Annotated in this window: 24 protein-coding genes, 1 tRNA gene and 1 pseudogene; 11 read left to right on the forward strand and 15 right to left on the reverse strand. The window is 60.2% G+C overall.

Annotated elements, in window-relative coordinates; translation table 11 throughout:
• From NR164_RS25125 to NR164_RS25155, 7 genes are all read left to right on the forward strand, one after another.
• Positions 1 to 591, forward strand: coding sequence for a flavodoxin (locus NR164_RS25125; RefSeq protein ID WP_236309684.1), 591 nt, complete (start codon positions 1 to 3; stop codon positions 589 to 591).
• 58 nt (positions 592 to 649) lie between these two features.
• A complete protein-coding gene (locus tag NR164_RS25130) occupies positions 650 to 1,642 on the forward strand; it encodes an aldo/keto reductase (RefSeq protein ID WP_169878013.1) in 993 nt (330 codons plus the stop codon).
• A 26-nt stretch (positions 1,643 to 1,668) separates the two neighbouring features.
• Positions 1,669 to 2,148: a cupin domain-containing protein gene (locus tag NR164_RS25135; RefSeq protein WP_256823399.1), complete on the forward strand. Its 480-nt coding sequence runs from the start codon at positions 1,669 to 1,671 to the stop codon at positions 2,146 to 2,148.
• Positions 2,145 to 2,936 (forward strand): carboxymuconolactone decarboxylase family protein, encoded by a 792-nt coding sequence (locus NR164_RS25140; RefSeq protein ID WP_236383515.1) that lies wholly within the window; start codon positions 2,145 to 2,147, stop codon positions 2,934 to 2,936. The genes NR164_RS25135 and NR164_RS25140 overlap by 4 nt, the downstream gene beginning before the upstream one ends.
• A gap of 2 nt (positions 2,937 to 2,938) precedes the next feature.
• Positions 2,939 to 4,021, forward strand: coding sequence for an alpha/beta fold hydrolase (locus tag NR164_RS25145; protein ID WP_256823400.1), 1,083 nt, complete (start codon positions 2,939 to 2,941; stop codon positions 4,019 to 4,021).
• Between the two features lie 70 nt (positions 4,022 to 4,091).
• Positions 4,092 to 5,153 (forward strand): alpha/beta hydrolase, encoded by a 1,062-nt coding sequence (locus tag NR164_RS25150; RefSeq protein WP_169878017.1) that lies wholly within the window; start codon positions 4,092 to 4,094, stop codon positions 5,151 to 5,153.
• A gap of 97 nt (positions 5,154 to 5,250) precedes the next feature.
• Positions 5,251 to 6,144 carry a LysR family transcriptional regulator gene (locus NR164_RS25155; protein ID WP_169878018.1) on the forward strand — a complete coding sequence of 298 codons (894 nt, stop codon included), beginning with the start codon at positions 5,251 to 5,253 and terminating at the stop codon, positions 6,142 to 6,144.
• A gap of 68 nt (positions 6,145 to 6,212) precedes the next feature.
• Here NR164_RS25155 and NR164_RS25160 read toward each other — a convergent pair whose 3' ends face one another.
• From NR164_RS25160 to NR164_RS25185, 6 genes are all read right to left on the reverse strand, one after another.
• The gene (locus tag NR164_RS25160; RefSeq protein WP_236380697.1) at positions 6,213 to 6,488 is read right to left on the reverse strand and encodes a hypothetical protein; all 276 of its coding nucleotides are present in this window, start codon (positions 6,486 to 6,488) and stop codon (positions 6,213 to 6,215) included.
• Complete coding sequence (locus tag NR164_RS25165) at positions 6,485 to 7,465, reverse strand: integrase domain-containing protein (RefSeq protein WP_169878020.1); 981 nt, start codon at positions 7,463 to 7,465, stop codon at positions 6,485 to 6,487. Before NR164_RS25165 ends, NR164_RS25160 begins: the two co-directional genes overlap by 4 nt.
• Before the next feature lie 290 nt (positions 7,466 to 7,755).
• The gene (locus NR164_RS25170; protein ID WP_169878021.1) at positions 7,756 to 8,031 is read right to left on the reverse strand and encodes a hypothetical protein; all 276 of its coding nucleotides are present in this window, start codon (positions 8,029 to 8,031) and stop codon (positions 7,756 to 7,758) included.
• 346 nt (positions 8,032 to 8,377) lie between these two features.
• Complete coding sequence (locus NR164_RS25175) at positions 8,378 to 9,700, reverse strand: integrase arm-type DNA-binding domain-containing protein (protein ID WP_169878022.1); 1,323 nt, start codon at positions 9,698 to 9,700, stop codon at positions 8,378 to 8,380.
• 162 nt (positions 9,701 to 9,862) lie between these two features.
• Positions 9,863 to 9,938: transfer RNA gene (locus NR164_RS25180), tRNA-Asn, on the reverse strand.
• An 83-nt stretch (positions 9,939 to 10,021) separates the two neighbouring features.
• Positions 10,022 to 10,906: a LysR family transcriptional regulator gene (locus tag NR164_RS25185; protein ID WP_256823402.1), complete on the reverse strand. Its 885-nt coding sequence runs from the start codon at positions 10,904 to 10,906 to the stop codon at positions 10,022 to 10,024.
• Between the two features lie 101 nt (positions 10,907 to 11,007).
• Between NR164_RS25185 and lldD the strand changes: the two genes are divergently transcribed.
• A complete protein-coding gene (gene lldD, locus NR164_RS25190; RefSeq protein ID WP_046382592.1) occupies positions 11,008 to 12,150 on the forward strand; it encodes an FMN-dependent L-lactate dehydrogenase LldD in 1,143 nt (380 codons plus the stop codon).
• Between the two features lie 304 nt (positions 12,151 to 12,454).
• Positions 12,455 to 13,381 (forward strand): GGDEF domain-containing protein, encoded by a 927-nt coding sequence (locus NR164_RS25195; protein ID WP_046382591.1) that lies wholly within the window; start codon positions 12,455 to 12,457, stop codon positions 13,379 to 13,381.
• A 21-nt stretch (positions 13,382 to 13,402) separates the two neighbouring features.
• On the opposite strand, the gene NR164_RS25200 is transcribed toward NR164_RS25195, so the two are convergent.
• The 5 genes from NR164_RS25200 to NR164_RS25220 form a co-directional block, all read right to left on the reverse strand.
• Positions 13,403 to 14,173 carry a TenA family transcriptional regulator gene (locus tag NR164_RS25200; protein WP_186352193.1) on the reverse strand — a complete coding sequence of 257 codons (771 nt, stop codon included), beginning with the start codon at positions 14,171 to 14,173 and terminating at the stop codon, positions 13,403 to 13,405.
• Between the two features lie 78 nt (positions 14,174 to 14,251).
• A complete protein-coding gene (locus tag NR164_RS25205; protein ID WP_079444414.1) occupies positions 14,252 to 16,714 on the reverse strand; it encodes an EAL domain-containing protein in 2,463 nt (820 codons plus the stop codon).
• 71 nt (positions 16,715 to 16,785) lie between these two features.
• On the reverse strand, positions 16,786 to 18,603 hold the full coding sequence (locus NR164_RS25210) for an ABC transporter ATP-binding protein (RefSeq protein WP_046382588.1): 1,818 nt from the start codon (positions 18,601 to 18,603) through the stop codon (positions 16,786 to 16,788).
• Positions 18,596 to 19,198, reverse strand: a complete 603-nt coding sequence (locus tag NR164_RS25215) for a DsbA family protein (protein WP_169881343.1) — start codon at positions 19,196 to 19,198, stop codon at positions 18,596 to 18,598. Before NR164_RS25215 ends, NR164_RS25210 begins: the two co-directional genes overlap by 8 nt.
• A gap of 36 nt (positions 19,199 to 19,234) precedes the next feature.
• Positions 19,235 to 20,176, reverse strand: coding sequence for a rhodanese-related sulfurtransferase (locus tag NR164_RS25220; protein WP_017845867.1), 942 nt, complete (start codon positions 20,174 to 20,176; stop codon positions 19,235 to 19,237).
• Between the two features lie 86 nt (positions 20,177 to 20,262).
• Between NR164_RS25220 and NR164_RS25225 the strand changes: the two are divergent.
• Positions 20,263 to 20,385, forward strand: a pseudogene (locus NR164_RS25225) (outer membrane lipoprotein carrier protein LolA); the annotation flags it as partial.
• A gap of 17 nt (positions 20,386 to 20,402) precedes the next feature.
• Here NR164_RS25225 and NR164_RS25230 read toward each other — a convergent pair.
• Together NR164_RS25230 and NR164_RS25235 are read right to left on the reverse strand one after the other, a co-directional pair.
• Positions 20,403 to 20,696, reverse strand: coding sequence for a BolA family transcriptional regulator (locus tag NR164_RS25230; RefSeq protein ID WP_026139887.1), 294 nt, complete (start codon positions 20,694 to 20,696; stop codon positions 20,403 to 20,405).
• 6 nt (positions 20,697 to 20,702) lie between these two features.
• Positions 20,703 to 21,221: a DUF2059 domain-containing protein gene (locus tag NR164_RS25235; RefSeq protein WP_003236690.1), complete on the reverse strand. Its 519-nt coding sequence runs from the start codon at positions 21,219 to 21,221 to the stop codon at positions 20,703 to 20,705.
• A gap of 193 nt (positions 21,222 to 21,414) precedes the next feature.
• On the opposite strand from NR164_RS25235, the gene NR164_RS25240 reads away from it, so the two are divergent.
• Positions 21,415 to 22,803 carry a class II fumarate hydratase gene (locus NR164_RS25240; RefSeq protein WP_256823403.1) on the forward strand — a complete coding sequence of 463 codons (1,389 nt, stop codon included), beginning with the start codon at positions 21,415 to 21,417 and terminating at the stop codon, positions 22,801 to 22,803.
• Between the two features lie 505 nt (positions 22,804 to 23,308).
• On the opposite strand, the gene NR164_RS25245 is transcribed toward NR164_RS25240, so the two are convergent.
• Both NR164_RS25245 and NR164_RS25250 read right to left on the reverse strand, forming a co-directional pair.
• Positions 23,309 to 24,265: a DMT family transporter gene (locus NR164_RS25245; protein WP_046382585.1), complete on the reverse strand. Its 957-nt coding sequence runs from the start codon at positions 24,263 to 24,265 to the stop codon at positions 23,309 to 23,311.
• 108 nt (positions 24,266 to 24,373) lie between these two features.
• Positions 24,374 to 25,558, reverse strand: a complete 1,185-nt coding sequence (locus tag NR164_RS25250) for a thiolase family protein (protein ID WP_046483950.1) — start codon at positions 25,556 to 25,558, stop codon at positions 24,374 to 24,376.
• Positions 25,559 to 25,623 lie beyond the last annotated feature (65 nt).

Below are 25,623 nucleotides of genomic sequence, written 5' to 3' on the forward strand. Positions count from 1 at the left end.
ATGAACGACCACGACTCGCTACGCCGCACGGTAGTTTTTGCGTTGGCCAGCTCGCCGTTTCTGGCGCGGGCCAGCACGGACGCCAGCGACGAGCGCTCTGCACCTTCCGGCTCTCGCACCTTGGTGGCGTACTTCTCTCGTTCCGGCAACACGCGGGTCGTGGCCGGGCTTATCCAGCGCGGCCTGGGTGCTGACCTGTACGAAATTCGCCCTGCCACCGCCTACCCTGAGGACTACCTGCAAACGGTGGAACAGGCGCGCCGGGAGCGCGATAGCGGCTTCGAGCCGGCACTGGAAAGCAGGGTCCACAACTTGGACGCGTACGACACCCTGTTTCTCGGCTTTCCCATCTGGGGTGAAACCATGCCCCCAGTGGTGCGCGCGTTTCTTTCGGCACATGACCTTGCGGGCAAGACCATCATTCCATTCAACACCCATGGCGGCTATGGCTTAGGCAACAGCCGTGCCGTGCTCGACCGTCACGCACCCAAGGCCAAGGTGCTGGTGGGGTTCGTGATGGAGGGCGAGCAAGAGCGCAAAACCATGGAGTGCGTGAACGAATGGATAAGCGACAGCAACTTCAAACGTTAAACGTGCGACGCAAGTCATCGACCCGCTGCGCCCCCCCATTTCCAACTAGGAGACACCAATGAAAACCCGCATTTTGGGCAATGGCCTGGAAGTGTCCGCACTCGGTCTTGGCTGCATGAACATGACTCAGGTCTACGGCCCGGCCGCCGACAAGCAGGACATGATCAAACTGATCCGCACCGCCCACGAACGTGGCGTGAACCTGTTCGACACCGCCGAGGCCTACGGACCGTTCAGCAATGAAGAGCTGCTCGGCGAGGCCCTGCAGCCAATCCGCGACCAGGTGGTGATCGCCACCAAATTCGGTTTCGACATCGACTTGATTTCCGGCGCCCGAGGGGCTGGCCTCAACAGTCGACCGGAGCATATCCGCGCAGTGGCTGACGCCGCGTTGAAGCGCCTGCGCACCGACCGTATCGATCTGTTCTACCAGCACCGTGTCGATCCTGCGGTGCCCATCGAAGAGGTCGCGGGCACAATCAAAGACCTGATCGCTGAAGGCAAGGTAAAACACTTTGGCCTCTCTGAAGCCGGTGTCGAGACTATCCGCCGCGCACACGCGGTGCAGCCGCTGTCTGCGGTGCAGAGCGAGTACTCGTTGTTCTGGCGTGGCCCTGAGCAAGAGCTGCTGCCCGTGCTGGAGGAGTTGGGCATCGGCTTCGTGCCGTTCAGCCCACTTGGCGCCGGTTTTCTCACCGGCAAGATCGATGAGAACACCCAGTTTGATGCATCGGACTTCCGTAACTTCGTACCGCGCTTCTCCGTAGAGGCACGCAAGGCCAACCTGGCGTTGGTCGAGGTGGTGAAAGCAGTCGCACAGCGCAAAAATGCCACGCCTGCCCAAGTGGCCTTGGCTTGGCTGCTGGCACAGAAGCCTTGGATCGTGCCAATCCCCGGCACCACGAAACAGCATCGCCTTGATGAAAACCTTGGCGCTATCGAGCTGGAATTGAGCCGCGATGAGCTGCGTGCGATCCGTGAGCAGATCTCGCAGGTCCAGGTCCTCGGCGAACGCCTGCCTGAGGCCGTACTGAAGATGACTGGGCTTTGATCCCTTCCCTGCCAGGAGTTACGGCTATGAACCCCCTGATCGCCTCACTGGTTGCCCTTTCGCTTATGGCTGGCGAAGCCACAGCCGAGGACACCAAGGAAGTTCGCGTCACCCGTGTTGGCACTAAGCCTTCCGTTCAAGGCCCTGCTGACAACTTCACCGGCACCGTGCGGGTTGATGGCCTATTCAAGGGCGATGCTCCCGCACGCATTGGCGGCGGTACAGTGACCTTCGAGCCTGGAGCACGCACGGCTTGGCATACCCATCCGCTGGGCCAAACGCTCATCGTCACCGCTGGCGTGGGCTATGTGCAGCAGGCAGGCGGCCCCCGCCAGGAAATTCGCCCAGGCGACACCGTATGGATTCCGGCCAACGTGCGTCACTGGCATGGGGCTACCGCTACCACAGCTATGACCCATATCGCGTTGGCAGAATCCCTGGATGGCAGCGCCGTGACCTGGGGCGACAAGGTCTCCGATGCCGAGTACGGAGGCGCGCCAAAATGACTGCATCGATCTTGCGTGCCCTGAGATATCGCGAAACCCGCTCCATTGCCGCTTTCCTGGCATTGTGCCTTGGCTTGGGGGACGTTCCCGGCGTTGTCGCCCAAGAAAGCGTGGCACCGTCTACCCCAGCCAATACAGCACCGCCCTCCGAAGCATTGTCGAGCAGACAACAGGCCATTCCATTGATCGCTGCGTTTATGGCATCCAGCGACATTCCCCGCCTTAACCAGGCGTTGAATCAAGGATTGGATGCGGGCCTGACCATCAGTGAGGCCAAGGAAATTCTGGTGCAGCTCTATGCGTACGCGGGCTTCCCACGCAGCCTGAATGCGCTGGGCGAACTGATGAAGGTCGTTGATGCGCGCAAAGCGCGAGGTATTCAGGATGTAACAGGACGCGAACCCAGTCGGCCCGCCCCAACGGGCCAGGAATTGGTTGAGGTCGGTACTGTTAACCAGACCCGCATATCCGGTGGAGCGGTGAAAAGTCCGGTGTTCGACTTTGCGCCGGTCATCAACCAGTACCTGCAGGCCCATCTGTTCGGCGACATCTTCGAGCGTGACAACCTGGACTGGCAAAGCCGTGAACTGGCCACCGTCGGCGCTTTGGCTGCAACGCCGGGTGCCGAGCCGCAGCTGCGCTCCCATATGCTGGCGAGCATGCGGGTCGGCCTGAGTGCTGGCCAACTGCGCCAGGTGACCGAAATACTCGCCAAACACGCAGACGAAGCAGTCGCCACGCGTGCGAGTGCGGCGCTGACTCAAGCCCTTGCGGCGTCGGGTAGTTGAACATGAAGAGCACAAGGAACGTTCTGACCCTCGCTATCACGTGCCTACTTGCCGCCTGTGCGGCGCCTATCAGCAGCCCTGGCAACACCGCCGCGCCATTGCAGATTCAGGAGCAAGGCAGCTTCGCCGCCGGCGGCACCCTGATCACTGCACCGGGTACGTTCGACCCGCGCAAACCCATGGCGCCCGATGGCCAGACCTACCATGGCGATCACGCCTATGTGTTTTACCAATTGCCGGTCAACGCGCGAAAACTGCCGATCGTCATGTGGCACGGTGCCGGCCAGTTTTCCAAAACCTGGGAAACCACAGCCGATGGCCGCGAAGGCTTCCAGAACATTTTTCTGCGCCGTCAGTTTAGCGTGTACCTGATCGACCAACCCCGCCGCGGTAACGCCGGTCGCAGCATGGTAGAGGCAACGCTCAAGCCCACGCCGGACGAACAGCTGTGGTTTAACCAGTTCCGCATCGGTTTGTGGCCCAACTACTTTGATGGCGTGCAGGTCGCGCGCAATGAGCAAACACGCGACCAGTTCTTTCGCGCCATGACCCCCAACACAGGTCCGTTCGATATGGACGTGGTTTCCGATGGAGTATCCGCTGCGTTCAACCGGATCGGCCCCGGCATTTTATTCACTCACTCCCAGGGCGGCGGCCCCGGCTGGCTCACCGCGATCAAGAACGACAAGGTGAAAGCCATCGTCGCGTTCGAGCCGGGTAGCAGCTTTGTCTTTCCTTCAGGAGAGGTTCCGGCACCGATACCCAGCGCTTTCGACACGGTGCAAGGCGCTGAGGTGCCGATGAGCCAGTTCATGGCATTGACGCGGATTCCGATCCTGATCCTCTACGGTGACAACATTCCTGATCACGCCATCGACCTACCGGCCCAAGACAGCTGGCGGGCCCGACTCGCGATGGCGCGGCTGTGGCGCGACAGCGTTAACAAACATGGCGGTGACGTGAAGCTAATTCATCTTCCGGAAATTGGCATCAAGGGCAACACGCACTTTCCTATGTCAGACCTGAACAACATTCAGATCGCGGACTTGGTGGCCAAGTTCCTTGCCGAGAAACATCTGAATTGATCTGGAATGCAGGCCTGCCGAATCAGAAAAAAACCTGCTACTTCACACTTCAATCGTTTGGAGAAATCGTATGAGAAACACTGTTCTCAAAGCCACTTTTATGGCCGCGATGATCGGCATTTCGGCCGGCAAGAGCATGGCGGCTGACTACAAGAAGAACCCGTTCACGCTGGTCTATGACGGTGCGATTACCAAGAATGAGCCGGGCAAGGTCAACATCCATCCGGTGACCTACAAGCTCAACGGCCTGGACATCGTCGCCAACGTTTACACCCCGGCCAGCTACGACCCGAAAAAGGCCTACCCCACCGTTGTGGTGGCGCACCCTAACGGCGGTGTGAAAGAGCAAGTCGCGGGGCTGTACGCGCAGCGCCTGGCCGAACAGGGCTACATCACTATTACCGCCGATGCGGCCTATCAAGGTGGCAGCGGCGGCCAACCGCGCAGCGTCGACAAACCAGCCAACCGTATCGAAGATATCCACGGCATGGCGGACTTCATTACCCAGTACGCCGGAGTTGATGCTCAGCGTCTGGGCCTGCTCGGCATCTGCGGCGGGGGCGGTTACTCCCTGGCCGCTGCCGAGACCGACAAGCGCTTCAAATCGATTGCCACAATCAGCATGTTCAACTCAGGCCGTGTGCGCCGTAACGGCTACGTCGACTCCCAACTGGACACCATACAGGATCGCCTCAAGCAAGCGTCTGAGGCACGCGCCCTGGAAGCTGCCGGTGGCGAGGTTCGTTACTCGGGCGATGCCAACCTGACCGATGAGCAGATTGCCAAATTGCCGTTTGATCTCTACCGCCAAGGTTACGAGTACTACTGGAAAACCCACGCGCACCCGAACTCGACCTTCAAGTACACCACCAGCAGCTTGCTCGACCTGATGCGCTTCGACGCTACCAACCAAATCGAACTGATTGGCCAACCATTGTTGATGATCGCCGGCACCAAGGCCGATAGCCTGTACATGACTGAGGATGCATTCGCCAAAGCCACTGGCACCAAGGACAAAGAGTTCTTCAAGATTGAAGGCGCAACCCATATCGAAACCTACTGGGTACCCAAATACGTCGACGCCGCACTGAGCAAACTCACGCCGTTTTACGCAAGAACCCTCGCGAAGTAACCATTGATACATGTTGAGAGGATTGCAACTGTCTCGAAGCACTCGAGACATGGTTAGATAGGACAATTCAGCGCACCTTTATGAAGGGTCCTCATCAATGTCCCGCGCCAATCTCAACGATCTGCAAGCCTTCGTGATCATCGCTCGCGAAGGCAGCTTTACCCGCGCTGCTGCTCAGCTAGGCGTTTCGCAATCTGCAATTAGCCACACCATGCGCGCCCTTGAATCGCGCCTTGGTGTGCGCCTGCTGACTCGGACAACGCGCAGTGTATCGCCCACTGAAGCAGGTTTGCGCTTGTACAAGTCCATGGCTCCACGGTTCGAAGAGATCGAATTGGAATTGGCGGCAGTCAGCGAGTTTCGCGATACCCCGTCGGGCACCGTACGCATTTCAGCGTCCGAACATGCAGCCAACAACATTCTCTGGCCAAAGCTGTTGAAGGTGCTTCCTGGCTATCCGGATATCCACGTGGAAATCACCGTGGACTACGCCCTCTCCGACATCGTCGCCCAGCGCTACGATGCTGGCGTACGACTGGGCGACCAAGTGGCAAAGGATATGATCGCCGTACCTATCGGCCCTCGGCTGCACATGGCGGTAGTGGCATCACCCGAATACTTCCGCAAGTACACCCCACCTGAAGCCCCTGCAGATTTAGCGGCACACAACTGCATCAACCTGCGCTTGCCAACCCACGGTAGCCTGCTGCAATGGGACTTTGAAAAGGGCGGCCACGAGCTCAAAGCACGTGTCGAAGGTCAATGGACATTCAATAGCAGCGTGCCGATTTTGCGCGCGGCGGTAGCTGGCTGTGGTTTGGCTTTTTTGCCGGAAGACATGGTAGCGAAGGAAATTGCCGAGGGAGCGTTGGTTCGGGTGATGGAGGATTGGTGTCAGCCATTTCCTGGCTACCATCTCTACTACCCCAACCGGCGTGAGCAGTCGTCAGCGTTCGGCGTCGTGGTTGATGCGCTGCGGCATGAACGCTGAGTTTTCCATTCGTATAGCGATCGGCGGCAGATCGAAAATGTCTGCTTTTGGTGATTTATGACCTTCGCCTAGCGGTTGAACTGCCAGGATTTTCCTAGGCGATAAGTGAGTAATTGCATGGTCAGCAAATAGTAATAGCGCGTCGATTCAGTGCGCTGGTTTAGGTGGTGAGTCAAAAACCACGCAAGGTGTTTTCTCTGCCAAGTCCATGGATTGTCGCGTTGCCAGCGCTCAGCGACTGCTGTTTGGATAGTCTTCGCCTGACGCAGGTGGCGTTGGCGTGTGGTATGTGACCCAGTCAAGACGCTCGCCAGGAAGAGTTCCATATCGAATGCCGTGCTCATGCTCGACCACCAATATACGCCGATACCACGCCGATGCGGCCGTGCCCCAGCTCATAGCTGATTTGTAAACGTGCCTCTCGATCAAGGCGCGGATCGAGGTGCCTGCACCTGCCACCGTTGATGGGCGCTAGGTAATGGGTGATCTGCTCATAGCGTTCGCACGCATAGGCCGCCCGTAATTCGTGGAAGCCATTGAGGTTGTGCTGATGGAGGATGTCCCGGGCAGGGCGGACGATTTCCCGTTGAAAATCGAGGTAGCTCTCGTTTTGTGCAAGCAGGTTGTGGCTACCGCCAGGCGAGACCTGTTCGGCAAATCTCAGCGCATCACGAATATGATCATCTACTGTGATCCAGCGGGGTGCCGACGCACCTGAACGGCCACCCTTAGTGCCATTCTGGATGTTGATTTTTCCGTATTGTTCGGCCTCACGTTTGAGGCGCGGAAGGTCGGCCAAGATGGTCTCGCGCAAGCGCATACCGGTTGCTCGCGCCAACTGAGCGATGGCCGCGGCGCGCGGCATTTGGTGTTCGCAGAGCACGTCGACGATCCGCTTCACGTGTTCGCGGTCTTGGCCTTGCGGCACCGAACGACGAACACTGGTGCGCCGCATTCCCAGGGCCTTGCTCGGACTCGGCACCTTCACATACTGATCACCGCGAAGCGCGGCCATGGTTCGGTTCACGCTGGACAACCGATTTTGCGCGGTGGCGATGCAGATAGCCCCTTGTTCAACTTGCTGCCGCAGATGTCCGGCGTAGTTTAGCAAGGTCTGCCGATCAATTTTTCGCGCATCGTTAAACCCGGGACCATCCTCCGACCGACACCAGCGTACAAACGCCTGCCACCGATCACTGTGCGCTTTGACCGTGCCATAATGACCGCCGCCAAAAAGATCACGCAGTGCCTGCGGCCCGGCATAGCTCAGCTGCCGGCCATAGCCGAAATTGCGCCCATCCCGTCTACCGACCAATGCCATGATCAAACTCCTCTCGAAGCCAAACCCTTAAAACCTTCCCCACGTCATCCCGCCACGGAAGTTGAGTGTTATCAGGGATCAAGGCCCCTGCGACCTGTGAGGGTTGTCCACTAACGCGGGACTGGCGGCTCCTTACGACCGGGAGCATGGGCATCTCATGATCTGGCCTCCTGAGCACTTCCGAAGAAGTGGGCGGGTGGAGGCTGCACTGACTGACGAGACCAAGCGCCGCGAGATCCTGAGTCGGGTGAAGGCAGTGATGCGATGACCGGGGCATGCCTGACTGTCAGTCAGGTGCAGTCCATTCCGTGGGCTGCGGCACCATCATCTGCATCGCTGTTGCTGGTGACTTCGGTGTTTGTCACGCCGATTGTCACGAGGGGGAATGCCGCAAAGCCTTGTACGAGTTGGGCTGCAGCAGCGGTAGGAGCGTTCGTCTCTTCCAGGAAGTAAGAGACGAACGCAGGTTGGCGCAGTGAAATGGCCAAGCGGATAGGTTGCTGCAGGGCAGGAATGTAGAGGTATGAGTTGCCGCAGTGGGCACTCTGGTAGAAGTAGGCATCCATCACATCGCTGTGACTGTGCGAGCCGCCGGACGCTAATCGCACTTGGGGGAGAACCACCACTGAGTGGCGTAGCCTCAAAGGTTCTGGCTACCTGGGTTGCTGTCAACGACAGCACTTGTACGATCTTTTCTACGCCCACGGATAGACAGGGTCAAGGCTCGATTTTCCGAGAACTCTGCGGCTGAAAATGACATTAGCCGTCTATGGAAGTTCGTGGTTTCCAAAAGACGATTGCGGGAGTTTTAAGATTTTTTAAGTGAGGTCCATCCAAAGAGGGCGGCTTTGCAGCCCTCTTTGGATGGACCTGCGTGGACAAGCGGATCACCGAGATATGAAGACCGATCGCTTACTCGGTTGCGCCATGTTTTGCTTTTAGTCGAGTGACGTTCACACCCGTCTGATTGGCGAATTCGCGTGGGCTGACATGCTCCTGCTGATTAGCCTCAAGGTAGCGACTCCACCAGTTCATGATCAGCCTGCGCTCCTCGATGAACTCGGCCTTGTGGATGTAGGCCGCTCGGACGTTGTTGCGCTCCTTGTGGCTCATCTGCCGCTCGATGGCTGTATCCGTCCACAAACCCGACTCGATCAGTGCGCTGCAGGCCATCGAACGAAAGCCATGGCCGCAGATCTCAGTTTTGGTGTCGTAACCCATCTTCCGAAGCGCGCTGTTCACAGTGTTTTCGGACATCGGTTTCCAAGACTTGGTATCGCCTGCGAACACCAAGTCAAATTTGCCTGTGATTGCGTGGATCTGCTCGAGTAGGGCGACCGCTTGCGGTGATAAGGGTACAAGGTGGATGTCCCCGGCCATCTTCGTACCCCTTGTGGAAAAGGGTACGCCTTCCAACGCTGGTCGCGTGTCGGGTATTTCCCAGACGCCACGCTTGAGGTCGAACTCGCTCCAGCGGGCGAAGCGCAGCTCGCTGGAGCGTACAAACACGTGCAGCGAGAGTAAGACCGTCAGCCGGGTAAGTGCGCGGCCTTTATAGGTGTCGATCCGTTCCTGCAATTCAGGCAAGCGCGATAAGGATAAAGCGGGGCGGTGGACGACTCGCGAGGCTTTGATCGAGCCTACGAGGTCATACGCAGGGTTCACGGTGATAAGCCGGAGGCGCTTTGCTTCGCGCATGATGCTCTGCAGGTAGTTTTGTACCCTTAAAGCAATGTCTATCGTTCCGCGCTTCTTGATCGCTTCCAAGGGCTGCATAAGGTCGTGGGTGTCTAGGTCGACAATGGCGCGGGCGCCGATTAGCGGGAAGAGATGGGTTTTGAGGCGGCTCATCACTGTCTTGGAATAGTCTGGTGCCCACTTGGCTGACATTTCCGTGTGCCAGCCGAGGGCAACGCTTTCAAAGGTGCGGCCTTTGATCAGGGCTTGCGTCTTGGCTTGGTTCTTGGCTCCTATGGGATCAATGCCATCCGCCAGCATTCGCTTGACCTCCAAGCGCTTGCGGCGCGCATCTGCGAGGCTAACGATGGGATAGTTGCCGAATGAGGTCAGTCCTTCCCGGCCATCAGGTTTAACGTATCTGAGACGCCAGCCTTTGCGGCCATTGGGTTGGACGAGAAGGTAAAGGCCGTCGCCGTCGAAAAGCTTGTAGGCGCGGTCTGTGGGCTTGGCCGAACGGCAAGCGGAATCGGAGAGTGGAGCAGTGGTGCGCGACATAAGGGTACTCCCTATTATCGAACTGACCTTTATCCCAAACTCTACCCTTAAAACGGCTGGTACCCACCGGAATCCGACGGAACGCCAAAACGAAAAAACCCGCCAGAAGGCGGGTTTTTCGGGTGGTTCAGAGATTTTGGAAGCCTTCTCTGGAACCTTGTCTGGCTCCACGACCTGGACTCGAACCAGGGACCCAATGATTAACAGTCATTTGCTCTACCAACTGAGCTATCGCGGAATTCACCGTATGTTACTGATTAAAAAGGACAAGTCAAGCACTACCTGGCATTGTCGAACGCAATCGGATAACCCGTTCGGCTTTTACCCTGCGTGGGTCATTTCCTTGGCCAGGTCCAGCCAGGCGCGCGCTGCAGGTGGCAGGTGGGCGCTGGCGCGCCAGGCCAGGGCGATGTGCCAGTCGGTGTGGGGTTCGTCCAAGGGGATCAGGGCGATGCCGGCGTGCTGGTGCTTGTGCGCGAGCATGCGTGGCAGGAAGGCGACGCCCAGCCCTGCCGCCACCAGGTCGACGATGAAGTCGATCTGCCCACTACGGGCGGTGACGCGGGGCGTCACGCCCTTGCGTTCACAGGCGGCGAGGATTAATGCGTTCAGGGCAAAACCGGCTTCGAACAGAATGAACGGTGAATCCGCGAGGTCGGTGAAGTCGATGCGCTTGCGCCGCGCGAGCGCATGGCTCATGGGCAGCACGGCCATCAGCGGCTCATTGCGCACGGGCTGGTAGTCGAAGCCATCGTCTACCGGCAGCAACAGGGCCGCCAGGTCGACCTCCCCGGCTTCCAGGCATTCATGCAGTTTTTTGCTGCCGTGCTCGGTGAGTTCGATATCGATGTCCGGGTAGCGGTTGCGGTAGGTGGCGAACATAGACGCGAACAACACGCCGCATCCCACCGGCGGCAGGCCGATGCGCAGCACGCCGCGCTTGAGGTCGCGCAGGTCGTTGATCTCGGCGACCAGATCGCTGCGTTCGGCGAGCAGCACCAGGGCGCGACGGTAGGCAATTTCGCCTGCGGCGGTAAGTTCGTTCTTGTGTCCAAGACGATTAAGCAGCGGCGCGCCCAGTTCTTCCTCCAGGGTCTTGACGGCCTTGCTCACCGTCGACTGGGTCAGCGACACCACCTGCGCCGCCTGGGAAAACCCGCCCTGGCGCACCACCTCAACGAAGACACGCAGTGTTCTCAGGTTCATCGGTATTCCTTTTGCGACTGGGCACTAGCGATAAAAGTTGTTTTTATCATGCCAGAAGTTTGCTTACCGTAACCCCCCTTTGCCCTGTGGAGTCACTGCTCATGATCATTTCGTCGGCATCCGATTACCGTGCCGCCGCCAAGCGCAAGCTGCCGCGCTTCCTGTTCGACTACATCGACGGTGGCGCCTACGCCGAACACACGATGCGTGCCAACAGTTCGGACCTGGCCGAGATCAGCCTGCGCCAACGCATTCTGCGCAACGTGGATAGCCTGAGCTTGAAGACCACGCTGTTCGGTCAGGAACATGCCATGCCGATCATCCTCAGCCCCGTTGGCTTGACCGGTATGTACGCACGGCGCGGCGAGGTGCAGGCGGCCAAGGCGGCGGCCAACAAGGGGATTCCCTTCTGTCTGTCGACGGTGTCGGTGTGTTCGATCGAGGAAGTGGCGTCGCAAAGCGCGCAGTCGATCTGGTTCCAGCTCTATGTGCTCAAGGACCGCGGCTTTATGCGTAACGCGCTGGAACGGGCGCAGGCCGCCGGGGTGACGACGCTGGTGTTCACCGTCGATATGCCGACGCCGGGCGCGCGTTATCGTGATGCACACTCGGGCATGTCCGGGCCGTATGCCTCGGCGCGCCGGATGCTGCAGGCCGTCACCAAGCCACAATGGGCCTGGGATGTTGGCGTGCTGGGCCGCCCGCACGACCTGGGCAATATCTCCAAGTACCTGGGCAAGCCCACCACCCTCGAAGATTACGTCGGTTGGCTGGCCAACAACTTCGACCCGTCGATCAGTTGGAAAGACTTGGAGTGGATACGCGAGTTCTGGAAAGGCCCGATGATCATCAAGGGCATCCTCGACCCGCAGGACGCTAAGGACGCAGTGAGCTTCGGCGCCGATGGCATCGTGGTCTCCAACCATGGCGGCCGCCAGTTGGACGGCGTGCTCTCCACCGCCAAGGCACTGCCGCCCATTGCCCAGGCAGTCGGCGATGACCTGACGGTGCTGGTGGACTCCGGCATCCGCTCCGGGCTCGACGTGGTACGCATGCTCGCCCTGGGCGCCAAGGCATGCCTGTTGGGACGTTCGACCGCCTATGCGTTGGCCGCCGATGGCCAGCACGGGGTGGAAAACCTGTTGGATATCTTCGCCAAGGAAATGCGTGTGGCCATGACGCTGACCGGCGTGACGTCGATCGAGCAGATCGACGCCACCACGCTGGTTCAGTACGGCGGGTAAAACCGCCGTCACCTGCCAAATAACTGACATCCTTTCGCCATGGCTGTTTTTGCCCCCATAAACAGCCTTTGATTTATAAGGATTTTATTCAAAATAAAACAAAGTGGCATGAATCTCGCTCTAGCCCTTTCAAGCAGGTTAAGCGATGACAAGACGTGTGGCAGTGCCCAAGGGTTATAACCCCTGGCAAAGCGGTTTAAACTGTTTCCAATGTTTTACGGAACTGAAGGAACAGTAAGACGCTTGGCACTCGCCACTCTCATCGAGCCTGTAAGACAGCTAAGTGCTTAGAGGCCGACTGCTTATGAAAAACCCGCCCCAGCTCCACGCAATTGACTTCGACAGTGCCAAATTGCAACGCCTGGGCTTTAGTCAGTCATCCCCTCTCTCGCACCGCCCCACCACGGTCGCTCAACTGCGCCAACAACTGGGCCTGCAACTGCAGACCAGCCTGGAACCGCAATGCATCCTCGGTCTGTTCTTTCGCGAGATCCAGCGCCTGGTGCCCCTGGACGCTCTGCACTACAGCCATCAGGCCAGTGACCTGCGCCTGGAATTCGGCCATCGCGGCCATCATTCGGTGAGCTACGCCTTGAGCCATGAAGGCGAACATCTGGGCGAGCTGGTATTCCGTCGCAACCAACGTTTGATGGAAGAAGAACTGAGTCAACTCGAATCGCTGCTGGCCACCCTGCTCTACCCGATGCGTAACGCCCTGCTCTATCGCGCCGCGACCCGCAGCGCCCTGCGTGACCCGTTGACCGAAACCGGCAACCGCATCGCCATGGACCAGACCCTGCAGCGGGAAATCGACATGGCGCGGCGACACTCGACCCCGTTGTCCCTGCTGATGCTCGACATCGATCACTTCAAACGCATCAACGACACTCACGGCCACGCGGCCGGCGACAAGGTACTGCGCGCCGTGGCTGCGTCGATCAAGGGCCAGTTGCGCAATGTGGACATGGTGTTCCGCTTTGGCGGGGAAGAATTCCTGATCCTGCTCTCCAACACCGGCCGGGATGCGGCGGCGGTCGTCGGCGAGCGCCTGCGCCAGGCGACACAGGCCCAGGAATATTGGGCGGATGACATACGCATCGATCTGACGGTGAGCCTGGGCTGCTCGACGTTGTTGCCTGCCGAGTCTGCCGAAAGCCTGTTGCGTCGGGCCGACAGCGCCTTGTATGTGGCCAAGCGCGAAGGTCGCAACCGCTTGGCAATGGCGGGGTAACCCCCCGCCACGCGTTTCACATCACGCTTCGCTGGCGACGCGCACCAGGCGCTCGCGAACAGGCGCGGCCGCCGGTTTGTCTTTCTCCAGGCGCATGCAGTTTTCCAGGAACAGGTACATGTAGTTGTAGCTCTTGCACACGGCCTGGCGCAGCTCTGCCTGCAGTTGTCGGCTGGGGTTCGTACCGGCCAGGGTGCAGACAATTTCCAGCGCTTCCCAAGGGTGGGCATCGTCGTACTGGGCATGCATCTTCAGCCACTTCATCGCGCGCTTGCGGTCTTCCTCGGGGAAGGCTGCCGCATAAACGCCGGTGGAGCACACCAACGCGGACCACTCCCCCGTCGCGCCCTCGATGGCGTAGTTGGTGGCGGCGATCGCAACGATCAACGAATCGGCCGAACTGGTGTGCCAGCACCAATGGCTCAGTGCATGCAATTCCGGGGGTACGTTCTGTGCTTGCAGGTCTTCGAGGCTGACGCCGTGGGCGCGGGCCCAATGCAGCCAGTAATCGGCGTGGTTCAATTCCACCCGAATATTGCGCATCAGCCAACGCCGCGCCATATCCTCGCCAGGATGACGGGCAAACTTGGTCTTGGTGAGGTTCTGTGCCATATACAAGGCAAACTGTTCGACCACCGGCCAGCCACCGATCAGGTATTGGCGCATGGTCTTGGCGCTCAGCGTGTTATCACGCATGCGCTGATACAGTTCGTGTTCGACAACTCGGCGCTTGCTCTCGCTACAGTCCTGGATCAATTGCTGAGCCCAGGTGGGGTAACTCGAGGCTTCCATAAGCGGGCCGGTTCGGTTGAAGGTGTCGATCACTGTAAGGCTCCTTTTTAAGTGTGATTGTACAGACCAGCAAATGTTTCAGCGGAATGTGCCGGGCGCCTTGAATAACAGAGGCTGCGGCCGCACAGGTCGACACTGCAAACTATCAAAGGTAAACAATTGCGGGCGTTCAATCACATAGCCCTGAGCGTAATCCACACCAATCTCAAGCAATGCCTGTTCGATGTGCGGCGTTTCAACAAACTCAGCAATTGTGCGCTTACCCATGACGTGGCCGATGTGGTTGATCACTTCGACCATGGCGCGGTTAATCGGGTCGTCCAGCATATCCTTTACGAAACTTCCATCGATCTTCAGGAAGTCTACAGGTAAATGTTTCAGATAAGCGAATGAGGACATTCCGGCGCAGAAGTCATCCAGTGAGAAATGGCAACCTAAGGCTTTGAGTTCATTAATAAAGCGAATCGCACTGCCCAAATTGGCAATAGCGCAGGTCTCAGTTATTTCAAAACAAATCATTTCTGGCGGAACACTGTAAGCCGCGAACTTCTCGCGTAAAAAACCGAGAAAAGCGTCATCACCAATCGTTATGCCTGACAGATTAATCGCACACATTGCCATGGGCCGGCCCGGACGCTCATGCATGCAACGGGCAATCAGGTTGAACACGTTGTCCACCACCCAGCGATCCAGGGAACTCATCAACCCGTAACGTTCGGCGGCCGGAATGAAACTGTCGGGCAGAATGATGCGGCCGGCCTCGTCATGCAGGCGCAGGAGGATTTCAATGTGCCCATTGTCGGCGTCGGTGGGCCCCAGGGGCGCGATTTCCTGGGAGTACAGGCAAAAGCGGTTTTCTTCCAGGGCCATGTGCAGGCGCTGCACCCAGGCCATCTCGCCAAAGCGCAAGGACAGCTCGGAGTCGTCCGCGTGGTAGACCTGCACGCGGTTGCGGCCCTTTTCCTTGGCCATATAGCAGGCCATGTCGGCGGCGCGCAGCGACGTTTCCAGGGTGGTCGGCACCTGGGAGATATGCACCAGGCCAATGCTGACGGTGGTCATGAACGGCCGGCCCTTCCACACGAAATGCAGGTTCTGCACCGTGTGGCGCAGGCTTTCGGCGATTTTTTCCGCCACCGACGCCGGGCAGTTCTCCAACAGGATGCCGAACTCGTCGCCCCCCAGTCGCGCCAGGGTGTCACCTTCACGCAGATCCGATTGCAGCAGTGCGCAGATATGCCGCAACAGCTCGTCGCCTGCCGCATGGCCGCAGGTGTCGTTGACCAGCTTGAACTGGTCCAGGTCGAGGAACATCAAGGCATGCCGCCCGCTGTGCTCACGCGCGACCTGTTGCAGCACCTGTTCCAGGCGGAACTCGAACTCGCGACGGTTGGCCAGGCCGGTCAACGCGTCATGGGTCGCTTGCCACGACAGGTTGGCGATGTACTGACGTTCCTGGGTCATGTCGTGCAGCACCAGCACCGCGCCGCTGACTTTGCCGGCGCTGCGGATCGGCGCGCCCACCAGGGTCACCGAAACGGTGCTGCCGTCCAGGCGCTGGATGGTTTTGGAGTGTTCGCTGCCGCCGCTCAAGCGGCCCTTGGTGATGTGCTCGATCAGCGCAAAACCATCGGGCTGAGCATTTTCATCCAACAGGTTGAACAGTGCCGCCAGGGGCAGGCCCTGGGCATGGGCCGACGTCCAGCGCGTCAGGGCCTCGGCGGCCGGGTTCATGTAGGCAATGGCGCCATCGACATCGGTGGTGATCACCCCATCGCCGATCGACTCCAGGGTGATCTGTGCCCGCTCCTTCTCCACTTGCAGGGCATCGGCGAACGCGTGCCGCTGCGCCAACAACTTGTGGGTACGCAGCAGCGCCAGGGCGATCAGGCACAAGGCCGTGGCCAGGTTGGTGATCAGCAACAGCCGCAGGACGACGCGCGAGCCTTCACCCAAGGCATCGCTGAACGCCTTGGCCGCCGGCGTCACGCCGTCGTTGATGGCAAAGATATGCGCCTTCCATTGCCGCACATCGTCGTCATGGACCTGACCCGCGGTGATCGCCCGGTGCATCGACCGGGCCAGATCATCCAGCTGGACCAGGTAGCCATCGCCCACGGTCCACAGTTCGATGGCTTTTTCCAGGTAGCTGAAATGGCGAAAGTTGAGGTACAGCCAGATCACGCTGGAGACGTCGTCCGGGTGGTTGCCACCCTTGATGATCCCCTCGCGCGCCGCCTTGAGGTCGGGGGCGGGACGGTCCAGGGCGACACGCAGTTCATGCCCGCCCTGGGGCACGGCAATGGCTTGCTGGTATTTGAGGTAGGTGGCTTCGTCGCGATTATCGGCGTACAGCGTCAGATAGTAGATGGCGTCTTTCTGGCCCTTGGACCACAGGCTTTCGCCGCCCACATAGACGCGCACCGCTGAAAGCACATACAGACTGACACAGCCTAATAATGCCTGGAACAATACGACGGCAATAAAGGGCCAGACAATGCCCAACAACCTTGGCGTTCCGAGAGTCCGCTTCTGCTTCATGAAGTCCCTTGCACATGCACAGCTGAATACGCACGCGAACATCCGCTCCTAATAGCACAGCGTAGGCTAAATCAACGCACTTGTTGCAAGTGCCCGTAAAGTTTGGCGTACAAACCACCCTCCGCGATCAGTTGCTGATGGTCGCCGTCCTCGGCGATATGCCCACCGTCGAACACCAGCACCCGATCAGCTTGTTTCACCGCCGAAAGCCGATGGGCAATGATCAGTGTAGTCCGCCCACTGAGAAACCGCGCCAACGCCTGGTGCAGGTTGTACTCGGTGGCGGCGTCCAGGGCCGAGGTTGCCTCATCCAGGATCACCACCTTCGGCTCGGCCAAGACCATGCGCGCAATCGCCAGGCGTTGGCGCTGGCCGCCGGAAAAGCGCACGCCAGAGCGCCCCACCACACTGTCCAGGCCCAGGGGCAACGCCTTGACGGTCGCCTCCAACTGGGCGATTTCCAGGGCCTGCCAACACGCCTGGTCACTGCGGTTGCGGCCCATGGTCAGGTTGGCACGCACGGTATCGTTGAACAGCGCAGGGTGTTGCAGCACCACCGCGACGTGCTCGCGGATGGTCTCCAGGCCGATTTCCTGCTGGGTTGCACCACCGAAACGAATACTGCCGGCCTGCGGTGTGTACAGCCCCAGCAGCAGCTGCACCAGGGTACTTTTACCGCCGCCGCTGGCGCCGACAATCGCGACCTTCTCACCAGGTTCGATGCTGAGGTTCAACTGGTCGAGCACCCGCTCTTCGCCATAGCCGAACGTCAGGCCACGCACGTCGATGCCGACCGTTTCGCGCCCAGTGAACGGGTCTGCGCCGCCGACATATTGCGGCTCATCGGCACGGGCGAGCAGCTCGTTGATCCGCGTCAGCGCCCCGCCCGCCGCGTAGTAGGCATATTGCAGGTTCAACAACTGCTCCACCGGGCCGATCATGAACCACAGGTAGCTGAACACGGCGAGCATCTGGCCAATGGACAGGTCGGAAAACAGCACGGTGAGCATGGCCGCCGCGCGAAAAATATCGATGCCGAACTGGAACAGCAAACCGCTGGCGCGGCTGGAGGCGTCGGTTTTCCATTGGGAGTGGATAGCATAGTCACGCACTTCCTGGGCGCGCTGGCCGAGGCGCCCGAGGAAAAAGCCCTGGCGATTGCCGGCACGCACTTCCTGGATGGCGTCGAGGGTTTCGGTCAACGCCTGGGTGAAGCGCGAGGTGCTGTCGTTTTCCAGTTTTTTCAGGTGTTTGACGCGCTTGCCCAACTGCACCGTGGCATAGATCACCAGCGGGTTGAACAGCAGGATCAGCAGCGCCAGTTGCCAGTGCATCCACACCAGAATCGCCGAGGTGCCGACCAGGGTCAGCATGGCCACCAGGAAACGGCTGAGGGTTTCGCCGACGAATTTGTCCAGCGTGTCCAGGTCGGTGACCAGGTGCGTGGTGACGGTGCCGCTGCCGAGGCTTTCGTACTCGCCGAGGGAAATACGCTTGAGCCGCTCGATCAGGCGCACGCGGATGCGGTAGACGATGTCCTTGGCCAGCCGCGCAAACAAGCGCGCCTGCACCACGTTGAACACCAGCGCACCACAGCGCAGGGCCAGCGTCACCAGCAGCATCAGGCCGATATAACCGGCGGCTTTCTGCCAGCCCAGGGGCAGCGCGTGGTTCATTACCTTGAGCGCGGCATCGCCATGGCCCAGCAGTACTTCGTCGACCAGCAAGGGCAACAACAGGGGGATGGGCACGCTGCACAGGGTCGCCAGTACGGCGACACCATTGGCGATCCACAGGGATTTCTTGTGACGCAAAGCCAGGCGGCGGATTTCCGCCCAGGTCAGTCGATCGACGCGGTGGGAGGGCTCTGTGTCAGGCTGATCAGGCACAGGCGGCTCGCTCCAGCCAACGGCCGAGCAGCGGCGACAACTCGGACAGCGGCTGGTAGCCATTGGTCAGCAAGGCCAACTGGCCATTGCGCTCGGCCAGCAACGTCGGAAAACCGGCGATCCCCAAATCCTGCACCCAGGTGAAATCGGCGGCGGTGGCGGCGTGCTGCTCAGCGCGGTCAAACGCCCCGGCGAACTCGATACGCGGTATGCCGGCTTTTTCCGCCAGCTCCACCAGAATACTGGCGAGGGTCACGTCGCGCCCCTCGACATAAAACGCATGCTGGATCAGCCCCAGCAGCTTCCACGCGCAATCCGGCGCCAGGCTGCGCGCGGTGACGATGGCGCGGCACGCCGGCTCAGTGTCGTAGACAAAACCGTCGGGCAGCGCGCCTTCATGCTTGAACGTCTGCCCGGTGGCGTCGGTGACCGCCTGCCAGTGTTCCAGGATATAGCGCCGGGTCGACGGGTCCAGCGCCGCGCCGCTGCCGGTGCGCAAGCCGCCCACCACCAGGTGCAACTCCACGCCGGCCGCCTGGGCCTGCTCGACCAACGCCTCGGCCACCGGAGCAAAGCCCCAGCACCAGGAACACATCGGGTCCATTATGTAGAGCAGGCGCGCGGACATGGTTCAGGCCTCGGAAGGGGTTTGCTTGTAGTTGTAGCCAATCGGGTGCGGCATATTGCGAGCCTTGGCCAATTCAATCTGCTTTTGCCGGTCGATCGCGCTGCGACGGGTTTTCTCCGGCAGCTTATCCCAGCAATGCGGGCAACTGATGCCCGCCACGTAGTGCTCGGATGCGCGGTCTTCCACACTAACCGGTGTGCGACAGGCATGACATTGATCGTAGTCGCCTTCGCTCAAGTCGTGGCGCACAGTGACGCGGTTGTCGAACACAAAGCAGTCGCCCTGCCATTTGGTCTCGGCCTGCGGCACCTCTTCGAGGTACTTCAGGATGCCGCCCTTGAGGTGGTAAACCTCATCGAAGCCTTCGCTGAGCATATAGCTGGAGGCCTTCTCGCAACGAATGCCGCCGGTGCAGAACATGGCGACTTTCTTGTGCTTGGCCGGGTCGAAGTTGGCTTTGATGTAGTCGGGAAATTCGCGAAAACTGGTGGTTTTCGGGTCGATCGCGCCTTCAAAGGTGCCGATGGACACTTCATAGTCGTTACGCGTATCGATCAACAGCACTTGCGGGTCGCTGATCAGCGCGTTCCAGTCCTGCGGCTCGACATAGGTACCGACTTTTTTGTTCGGGTCGACGCCTTCGACGCCCAGGGTCACGATCTCTTTCTTGAGCTTGACCTTGGTGCGATAGAACGGCTGCTCGTCGCAGTACGACTCTTTGTGGTCGATATCGACCATGCGCGGGTCGTTCTTCAGCCAGGCCATCAAGCCATCAATGCCTTCGCGGCTGCCGGAAACGGTGCCGTTGATGCCTTCTTCGGCGATCAGCAAGGTGCCTTTGATGCCGTTGTCGACCATCGCCTGCAGCAGGGGCTCGCGCAGGGCGACGTAATCTTCGAGGGTGACGAACTTATACAGTGCCGCCACGACAATCGGTTGAGTCATGGGTGTTCTCTCCAGGTGGCTACCCTCGTAAGGGGTGAACCGGATGCAAAAAAAACGCGCCGGCTAAGCGGCGCGTTGCGGATTCTATCAGGGATGAACCGTTAACTGTAGGAGCGAGCTTGCTCGCGAAGGTCGTGAACGATGACACGGATAACCTGACGCCCAGCGGCGCTCTGAGTTTTTTCGCGAGCAAGCTCGCTCCTACAGTAGATTCAACATCAACCCGTCAATGGCCGCCAGCGCAGGTCGGCGAGGCCGGGGCTGCGTCGGTTTTCGCCCATTCCTCAGGCGTATAGGTATGCAGCGCCAGCGCATGAAACTCGCTCATCAGGTCACCCAGGGTGGCGTAGACCTTCTGGTGGCGCTTGACGCGGTTAAGCCCTTCGAACTGCTGGCTGACCAGCACGGCCTTGAAGTGGGTCTGCAACCCACGGCTGTGCATGTGGCTTTCGTCCAGCACGCTCAGGTGGTCCGGGCCCAGGGCGGCAAGCGCCGTTTCGATACGCTGTTGCATGGTCATTCCTGCTTACTTCTTCTTGGCCGGTGCGGCGGCTTTAGGTGTCAGCTCGTTGGTCATGTCTTCCAACAGCTTGTTCACCACCGGCACGGCGCTTTCCAGCTTGGCCTGGGTCATCTGGGCCGATTGCTGGGTCAGTTGCGGCATTTTTTCAAGGACTTTCTTGCCCAGCGGCGACTGGTAGAAGGCAACCAGATCCTTGAGTTCGGATTCGCTGAAGTTGGTGGTGTAGAGCTTGACCATGTCCGGTTTCAGTTTTGGCCAGCCGATGGCCTGGTCCAGGGCGGCGTTGGCCTTGGCCTGGTAGCTGTCCAGTACGGACTGCTTGGCGGCAGGCGCTTTGGTCTGTTCGAAACGCTGGGCGAACATTTGCTGCACTTGCATGTACACCGGGGTCCCCAGCTTGTCAGCGTGGGCCAGGGTAAGGAAGGCTTCGGCACTGGCGTTGTGGCTGGCGGTATCGGCAAAAACCTGGCCGCTGGCGCAAACCAGAGCAACCGCGGTACAGATGGCACGAAGACGAGTCATCGAGTTTCCTTTTCTAGCAGGCGAGGTAAGACCCCAAGGGCGCCCATTCTGCGCCTAAAAAACGCCATGGCTCAACCCCACCCCTTGTCAGGCATGGATTTGCGGTGGATGAATCCGATGAAAAGGCTTTTATGGAACCCCCAGGGCCGATCACGGCCTAAACTGCGCAAACGAACCTGAAGGAGTGTGCCCGATGAGCCGTATCGAAACCGACAGCCTGGGAGAAGTCCAAGTCCCGGATGACGCTTACTGGGGCGCGCAGACCCAACGCTCGCTGGTGAACTTCGCCATCGGTGAGCAGCGCATGCCCCTGGCGGTCTTGCACGCCCTGGCCCTGATCAAGAAAGCCGCCGCCCGGGTCAACAGCCGCAACGGCGACCTGCCCGCCGACATCGCACGCCTGATCGAACAGGCCGCCGACGAAGTGCTCGACGGCCAGCATGACGACCAGTTCCCGCTGGTGGTGTGGCAGACCGGCAGCGGCACCCAGAGCAACATGAACGCCAACGAAGTGATCGCCGGGCGTGCCAACGAGCTGTCGGGCAAGACGCGCGGCGGCAAGAGCCCGGTGCATCCGAACGACCATGTGAACCGCTCCCAGAGTTCCAACGACTGCTTCCCCACCGCGATGAACATCGCGGCGGTGCAGGCGGTCAACCAGCGACTGCTGCCGGCGATCACGCACCTGTCCGGCGGGCTGGCGGAATTGTCGGCGCGGCATATGAAGCTGGTGAAGACCGGTCGCACCCACATGATGGATGCCACACCGATCACCTTTGGCCAGGAACTCTCGGCGTTCATCGCCCAGCTCGATTACGCCGAACGCGCGATCCGCAGTGCCCTACCCCAGGTGTGCGAGCTGGCCCAGGGCGGCACCGCCGTCGGCACCGGGCTCAATTCGCCCCACGGCTTTGGCGAGGCGATTGCCGCCGAGCTGGCAGCCTTGTCGGGTTTGCCGTTCGTGACCGCACCCAACAAATTCGCCGCCCTCTCCGGCCACGAACCGCTGGTAACTCTGCACGGCGCCCTGAAAACCCTGGCCGTGGCCCTGATGAAAATCGCCAACGACCTGCGCCTGCTCTGCTCCGGCCCGCGCGCCGGGCTGGCGGAAGTCAAACTGCCGGCCAACGAACCGGGCAGCTCGATCATGCCCGGCAAGGTCAACCCGACCCAGTGCGAAGCGCTGTCGATGCTCGCCTGCCAGGTCCTGGGCAACGACGTGACCATCGGCATTGCCGCCAGCCAGGGGCATTTGCAGTTGAACGTGTACAAACCGGTGATCATCCACAACCTGCTGGAATCGATCCGCTTGCTGGCCGACGGCTGCAACAACTTCCAGGAACACTGCATCACCGGCCTCGAGCCCGACGCCGAACAAATGGCCGCGCACCTGGAACGCGGGCTGATGCTGGTGACCGCGCTCAACCCACACATCGGCTACGACAAATCGGCGCAGATCGCCAAAAAGGCTTACGCCGAAGGCCTGACCCTGAGGGAAGCCGCGCTGGCCCTGGGCTACCTCACCGACGAACAGTTCGACCAATGGGTACGCCCGGAAAACATGCTGGAGGCCGGACAATAAGCGCATAGCGCGTGCTTTTGCTTTGATCTTGATCTTGATCTTGATCTTGATCTGCTTTTGATCTTGATCTTAGGCGCCCCGTAAAACCACGCTGGCCGAACGCAGGCTTGAATCCGTGGGTAACCCGGCAGGACGCCGGGTTAGCCGTCCTGGGCCATGGATGGCCCATGACGGCGGCCCACGGATTCAAGCCTGCGTTCGGGCACACCGAGCCTAAGCGAGGTGCCGAGTGGTGGGGCAAGAGCGTTTTGCTTACTTTTGCGCTTTTCAAAAGTGAGCCGCCGTAAGGGCGGAACCCATAGCGGCCATTACCGCAGGAACGGATATGTACCCGGTCAACCGAAAGAACATGGTCGGCCCAGAGGCCGCCATCGGGGGCAAGCCCCCTCCCACATTTGGAACGAGGTGAACCTGTTGGATATGTATCGGCTGTCAGGTCGCCATCGCAAGCAACCCCCCTCCCACACTTAGGCCCGCGTACACCCGATAAAAACACCTGGGCCAATCAAGACACCAACCGCGCCCGCCGCGCCTTGAGCCCCGCAAACAACGACGGCGCCAACGCCACGGTCGCCGACCCCAACACCACCACCAACGCCCCCACATACCCCAGCGCATTGATCTCTTCAGCCTGCACAAAATCCGGCCACCACCACGCCGCCAGGGCCACCGCCACAAACGTCACCAAGGGCGTCAGCGCCAGGGTCGCACTCACCCGCGAGGCTTCCCAATGGGCCAGGGCCTCGGCAAATGCGCCGTAGGCCACCAGCGTGTTCATGCAGCACGCCAGCAGCAGCCAGCCTTGCAGCGGACTCAGTTGCAGGGCCTCCAGCGGATGCGCCCAAGGCGTGAGCAACACCGCGCACGACAGGTAGATCACCATCATCACCTGCAGCGAATTCCACACCGTCAGCAATTGCTTCTGGCCCAAGGCGTAGAACACCCAGATAGTAGTGGCGAGCAGGACCGTCAGTACCCCGGCGGTGTAGCTGCCCAGGGACGTCAGCAACTCCACCAGACGCTGGTTGAAGAACAGGCCAAAGCCGATGACCAGCACCACCAGGCCCAACACCTGGCCCAGGCTGAAGCGCTCTTTAAACACAAACACGCTGGCGACCATCAGGAAGATCGGCCCCATCTGCACCACCAGTTGCGCCGTACCGGGGCTGAGCATGTTCAGACCCACCAGGTACAGCACGTAGTTGCCCACCAGCCCACACACGGCCATCGCCACCAGCCAACCGCGACGCGGCCCGAGCACGCGCAGGCTGGGCAAGCGCTTGACGGCGGCGAGGTAGACGAACAGGCAACTGCCGGCGACCGTCAGGCGAAACCAGGTGACGGTGATCGGGTCCATCACCTGCAACACTTGTTTGAGTTTGACCGGAAGAATGCCCCAGAGCAGCGCGGCCAGCAGGGTCAAGCAAAAGCCATAGACCCAGCGGCCGGAAGAGATGTGCATGAGTGCCCCAGAAGCCAGAGGAAGTGGAACCGGCATTCTAGGGGCAAGTACGCGGATTGGGATACGGCACTGTGCAAGTGCGGGAGCCGGCCTGCCCCCACAGTGGGCTCAGCGCACAGCTTCGAACAGCCCGGTCGCCCCCATGCCGCCGCCCACGCACATAGTGACGATGCCGTAACGCAGATTACGCCGCTGCAACTCACGCACCAGGTGCCCGACTTGCCGCGAGCCGGTCATGCCGAACGGGTGGCCGATGGAGATCGAGCCGCCGTTGACGTTGTATTTGGCATTGTCGATTTCCAGGCGGTCGCGCGCATACAGGCACTGGGAGGCGAACGCCTCGTTGAGTTCCCACAGGTCGATATCCGCCACCTGCAAGCCCTTGGCCTTGAGCAACTTGGGCACCGAGAACACCGGGCCGATGCCCATCTCGTCGGGCTCGCAGCCAGCCACGGCAAAGCCACGGAAAAACGCCTTGGGCTTGAGCCCCAGGGCCAGGGCTTTTTCCAGGCTCATCACCAGGGTCATCGAGGCGCCGTCGGACAATTGCGAAGAGTTACCCGCGGTCACCGAGCCGTCTTCGGCAAACACCGGCTTCAAGCCCTGGAGACTGGCCAGGGTGGTGTCGGGGCGGTTGCAGTCGTCGCGCTCGACCACACCGTCGAGCACCTGCACGGCGCCGCTGTTCTTGTCCTCGACAGCGTACTTGACCGCCATCGGCACGATTTCATCGTTGAACAAGCCATCGGCCTGGGCCTGGGCGGTGCGCTGCTGGCTTTGCAGGGCATACCGGTCCTGGTCCTCGCGGCTGACGTGATAGCGGCGCGCAACGATTTCGGCGGTCTGGCCCATGGGAAAATAGAGGCCCGGCACCTGCGCTTTGAGCAACGGGTTGATCAGGTTGTCGGTGTTGACGCTTTTCATGGTCAGGCTGATGGACTCGACACCGCCGGCGACAATGATATCGCTGCAGCCCGAGGCGATCTGGTTGGCCGCGATGGCAATCGCCTGCAAGCCCGAGGAACAGAAACGGTTGAGAGTCATCCCCGCCGTGCCGGTGCCCAGTTGCGACAGCACCGCGACGTTGCGCCCGATGTTGTAGCCCTGGGCGCCCTCGTTGGAGCCCGCGCCGACGATGCAATCTTCCACCGTGGCCGGGTCGATGCCGTTGCGTGTCAGCAGCGCGTTGACGCAATGGGCCGCCATGTCATCCGGTCGGGTCTGGTTGAACTTGCCGCGAAAGGACTTGGCCAGGCCGGTTCGCACGCTGTCGACGATCACTACTTCACGCATGGGGCTACCTCGATCTTGTCGTTGTTGGGAGAGCGCTCGAGAATAAATCCAGGCCCGCCCAACCG

It is taken from the genome of Pseudomonas sp. Pse79, assembly GCF_024519615.1.
GTDB lineage: Bacteria > Pseudomonadota > Gammaproteobacteria > Pseudomonadales > Pseudomonadaceae > Aquipseudomonas > Aquipseudomonas veronii.

Bases quoted from the DNA above. Each gene is read 5' to 3' on its own strand.
- NR164_RS25125 (WP_236309684.1), top strand. From the start codon at position 1: ATGAACGACCACGACTCGCTACGCCGCACGGTAGTTTTTGCGTTGGCC.
- NR164_RS25130 (WP_169878013.1), top strand. From the start codon at position 650: ATGAAAACCCGCATTTTGGGCAATGGCCTGGAAGTGTCCGCACTCGGT.
- NR164_RS25135 (WP_256823399.1), top strand. From the start codon at position 1,669: ATGAACCCCCTGATCGCCTCACTGGTTGCCCTTTCGCTTATGGCTGGC.
- NR164_RS25140 (WP_236383515.1), top strand. From the start codon at position 2,145: ATGACTGCATCGATCTTGCGTGCCCTGAGATATCGCGAAACCCGCTCC.
- NR164_RS25145 (WP_256823400.1), top strand. From the start codon at position 2,939: ATGAAGAGCACAAGGAACGTTCTGACCCTCGCTATCACGTGCCTACTT.
- NR164_RS25150 (WP_169878017.1), top strand. From the start codon at position 4,092: ATGAGAAACACTGTTCTCAAAGCCACTTTTATGGCCGCGATGATCGGC.
- NR164_RS25155 (WP_169878018.1), top strand. From the start codon at position 5,251: ATGTCCCGCGCCAATCTCAACGATCTGCAAGCCTTCGTGATCATCGCT.
- NR164_RS25160 (WP_236380697.1), bottom strand. From the start codon at position 6,488: ATGAGCACGGCATTCGATATGGAACTCTTCCTGGCGAGCGTCTTGACT.
- NR164_RS25165 (WP_169878020.1), bottom strand. From the start codon at position 7,465: ATGGCATTGGTCGGTAGACGGGATGGGCGCAATTTCGGCTATGGCCGG.
- NR164_RS25170 (WP_169878021.1), bottom strand. From the start codon at position 8,031: ATGGATGCCTACTTCTACCAGAGTGCCCACTGCGGCAACTCATACCTC.
- NR164_RS25175 (WP_169878022.1), bottom strand. From the start codon at position 9,700: ATGTCGCGCACCACTGCTCCACTCTCCGATTCCGCTTGCCGTTCGGCC.
- NR164_RS25185 (WP_256823402.1), bottom strand. From the start codon at position 10,906: ATGAACCTGAGAACACTGCGTGTCTTCGTTGAGGTGGTGCGCCAGGGC.
- lldD (WP_046382592.1), top strand. From the start codon at position 11,008: ATGATCATTTCGTCGGCATCCGATTACCGTGCCGCCGCCAAGCGCAAG.
- NR164_RS25195 (WP_046382591.1), top strand. From the start codon at position 12,455: ATGAAAAACCCGCCCCAGCTCCACGCAATTGACTTCGACAGTGCCAAA.
- NR164_RS25200 (WP_186352193.1), bottom strand. From the start codon at position 14,173: ATGGAAGCCTCGAGTTACCCCACCTGGGCTCAGCAATTGATCCAGGAC.
- NR164_RS25205 (WP_079444414.1), bottom strand. From the start codon at position 16,714: ATGAAGCAGAAGCGGACTCTCGGAACGCCAAGGTTGTTGGGCATTGTC.
- NR164_RS25215 (WP_169881343.1), bottom strand. From the start codon at position 19,198: ATGTGTTCCTGGTGCTGGGGCTTTGCTCCGGTGGCCGAGGCGTTGGTC.
- NR164_RS25220 (WP_017845867.1), bottom strand. From the start codon at position 20,176: ATGACTCAACCGATTGTCGTGGCGGCACTGTATAAGTTCGTCACCCTC.
- NR164_RS25230 (WP_026139887.1), bottom strand. From the start codon at position 20,696: ATGACCATGCAACAGCGTATCGAAACGGCGCTTGCCGCCCTGGGCCCG.
- NR164_RS25235 (WP_003236690.1), bottom strand. From the start codon at position 21,221: ATGACTCGTCTTCGTGCCATCTGTACCGCGGTTGCTCTGGTTTGCGCC.
- NR164_RS25240 (WP_256823403.1), top strand. From the start codon at position 21,415: ATGAGCCGTATCGAAACCGACAGCCTGGGAGAAGTCCAAGTCCCGGAT.
- NR164_RS25245 (WP_046382585.1), bottom strand. From the start codon at position 24,265: ATGCACATCTCTTCCGGCCGCTGGGTCTATGGCTTTTGCTTGACCCTG.
- NR164_RS25250 (WP_046483950.1), bottom strand. From the start codon at position 25,558: ATGCGTGAAGTAGTGATCGTCGACAGCGTGCGAACCGGCCTGGCCAAG.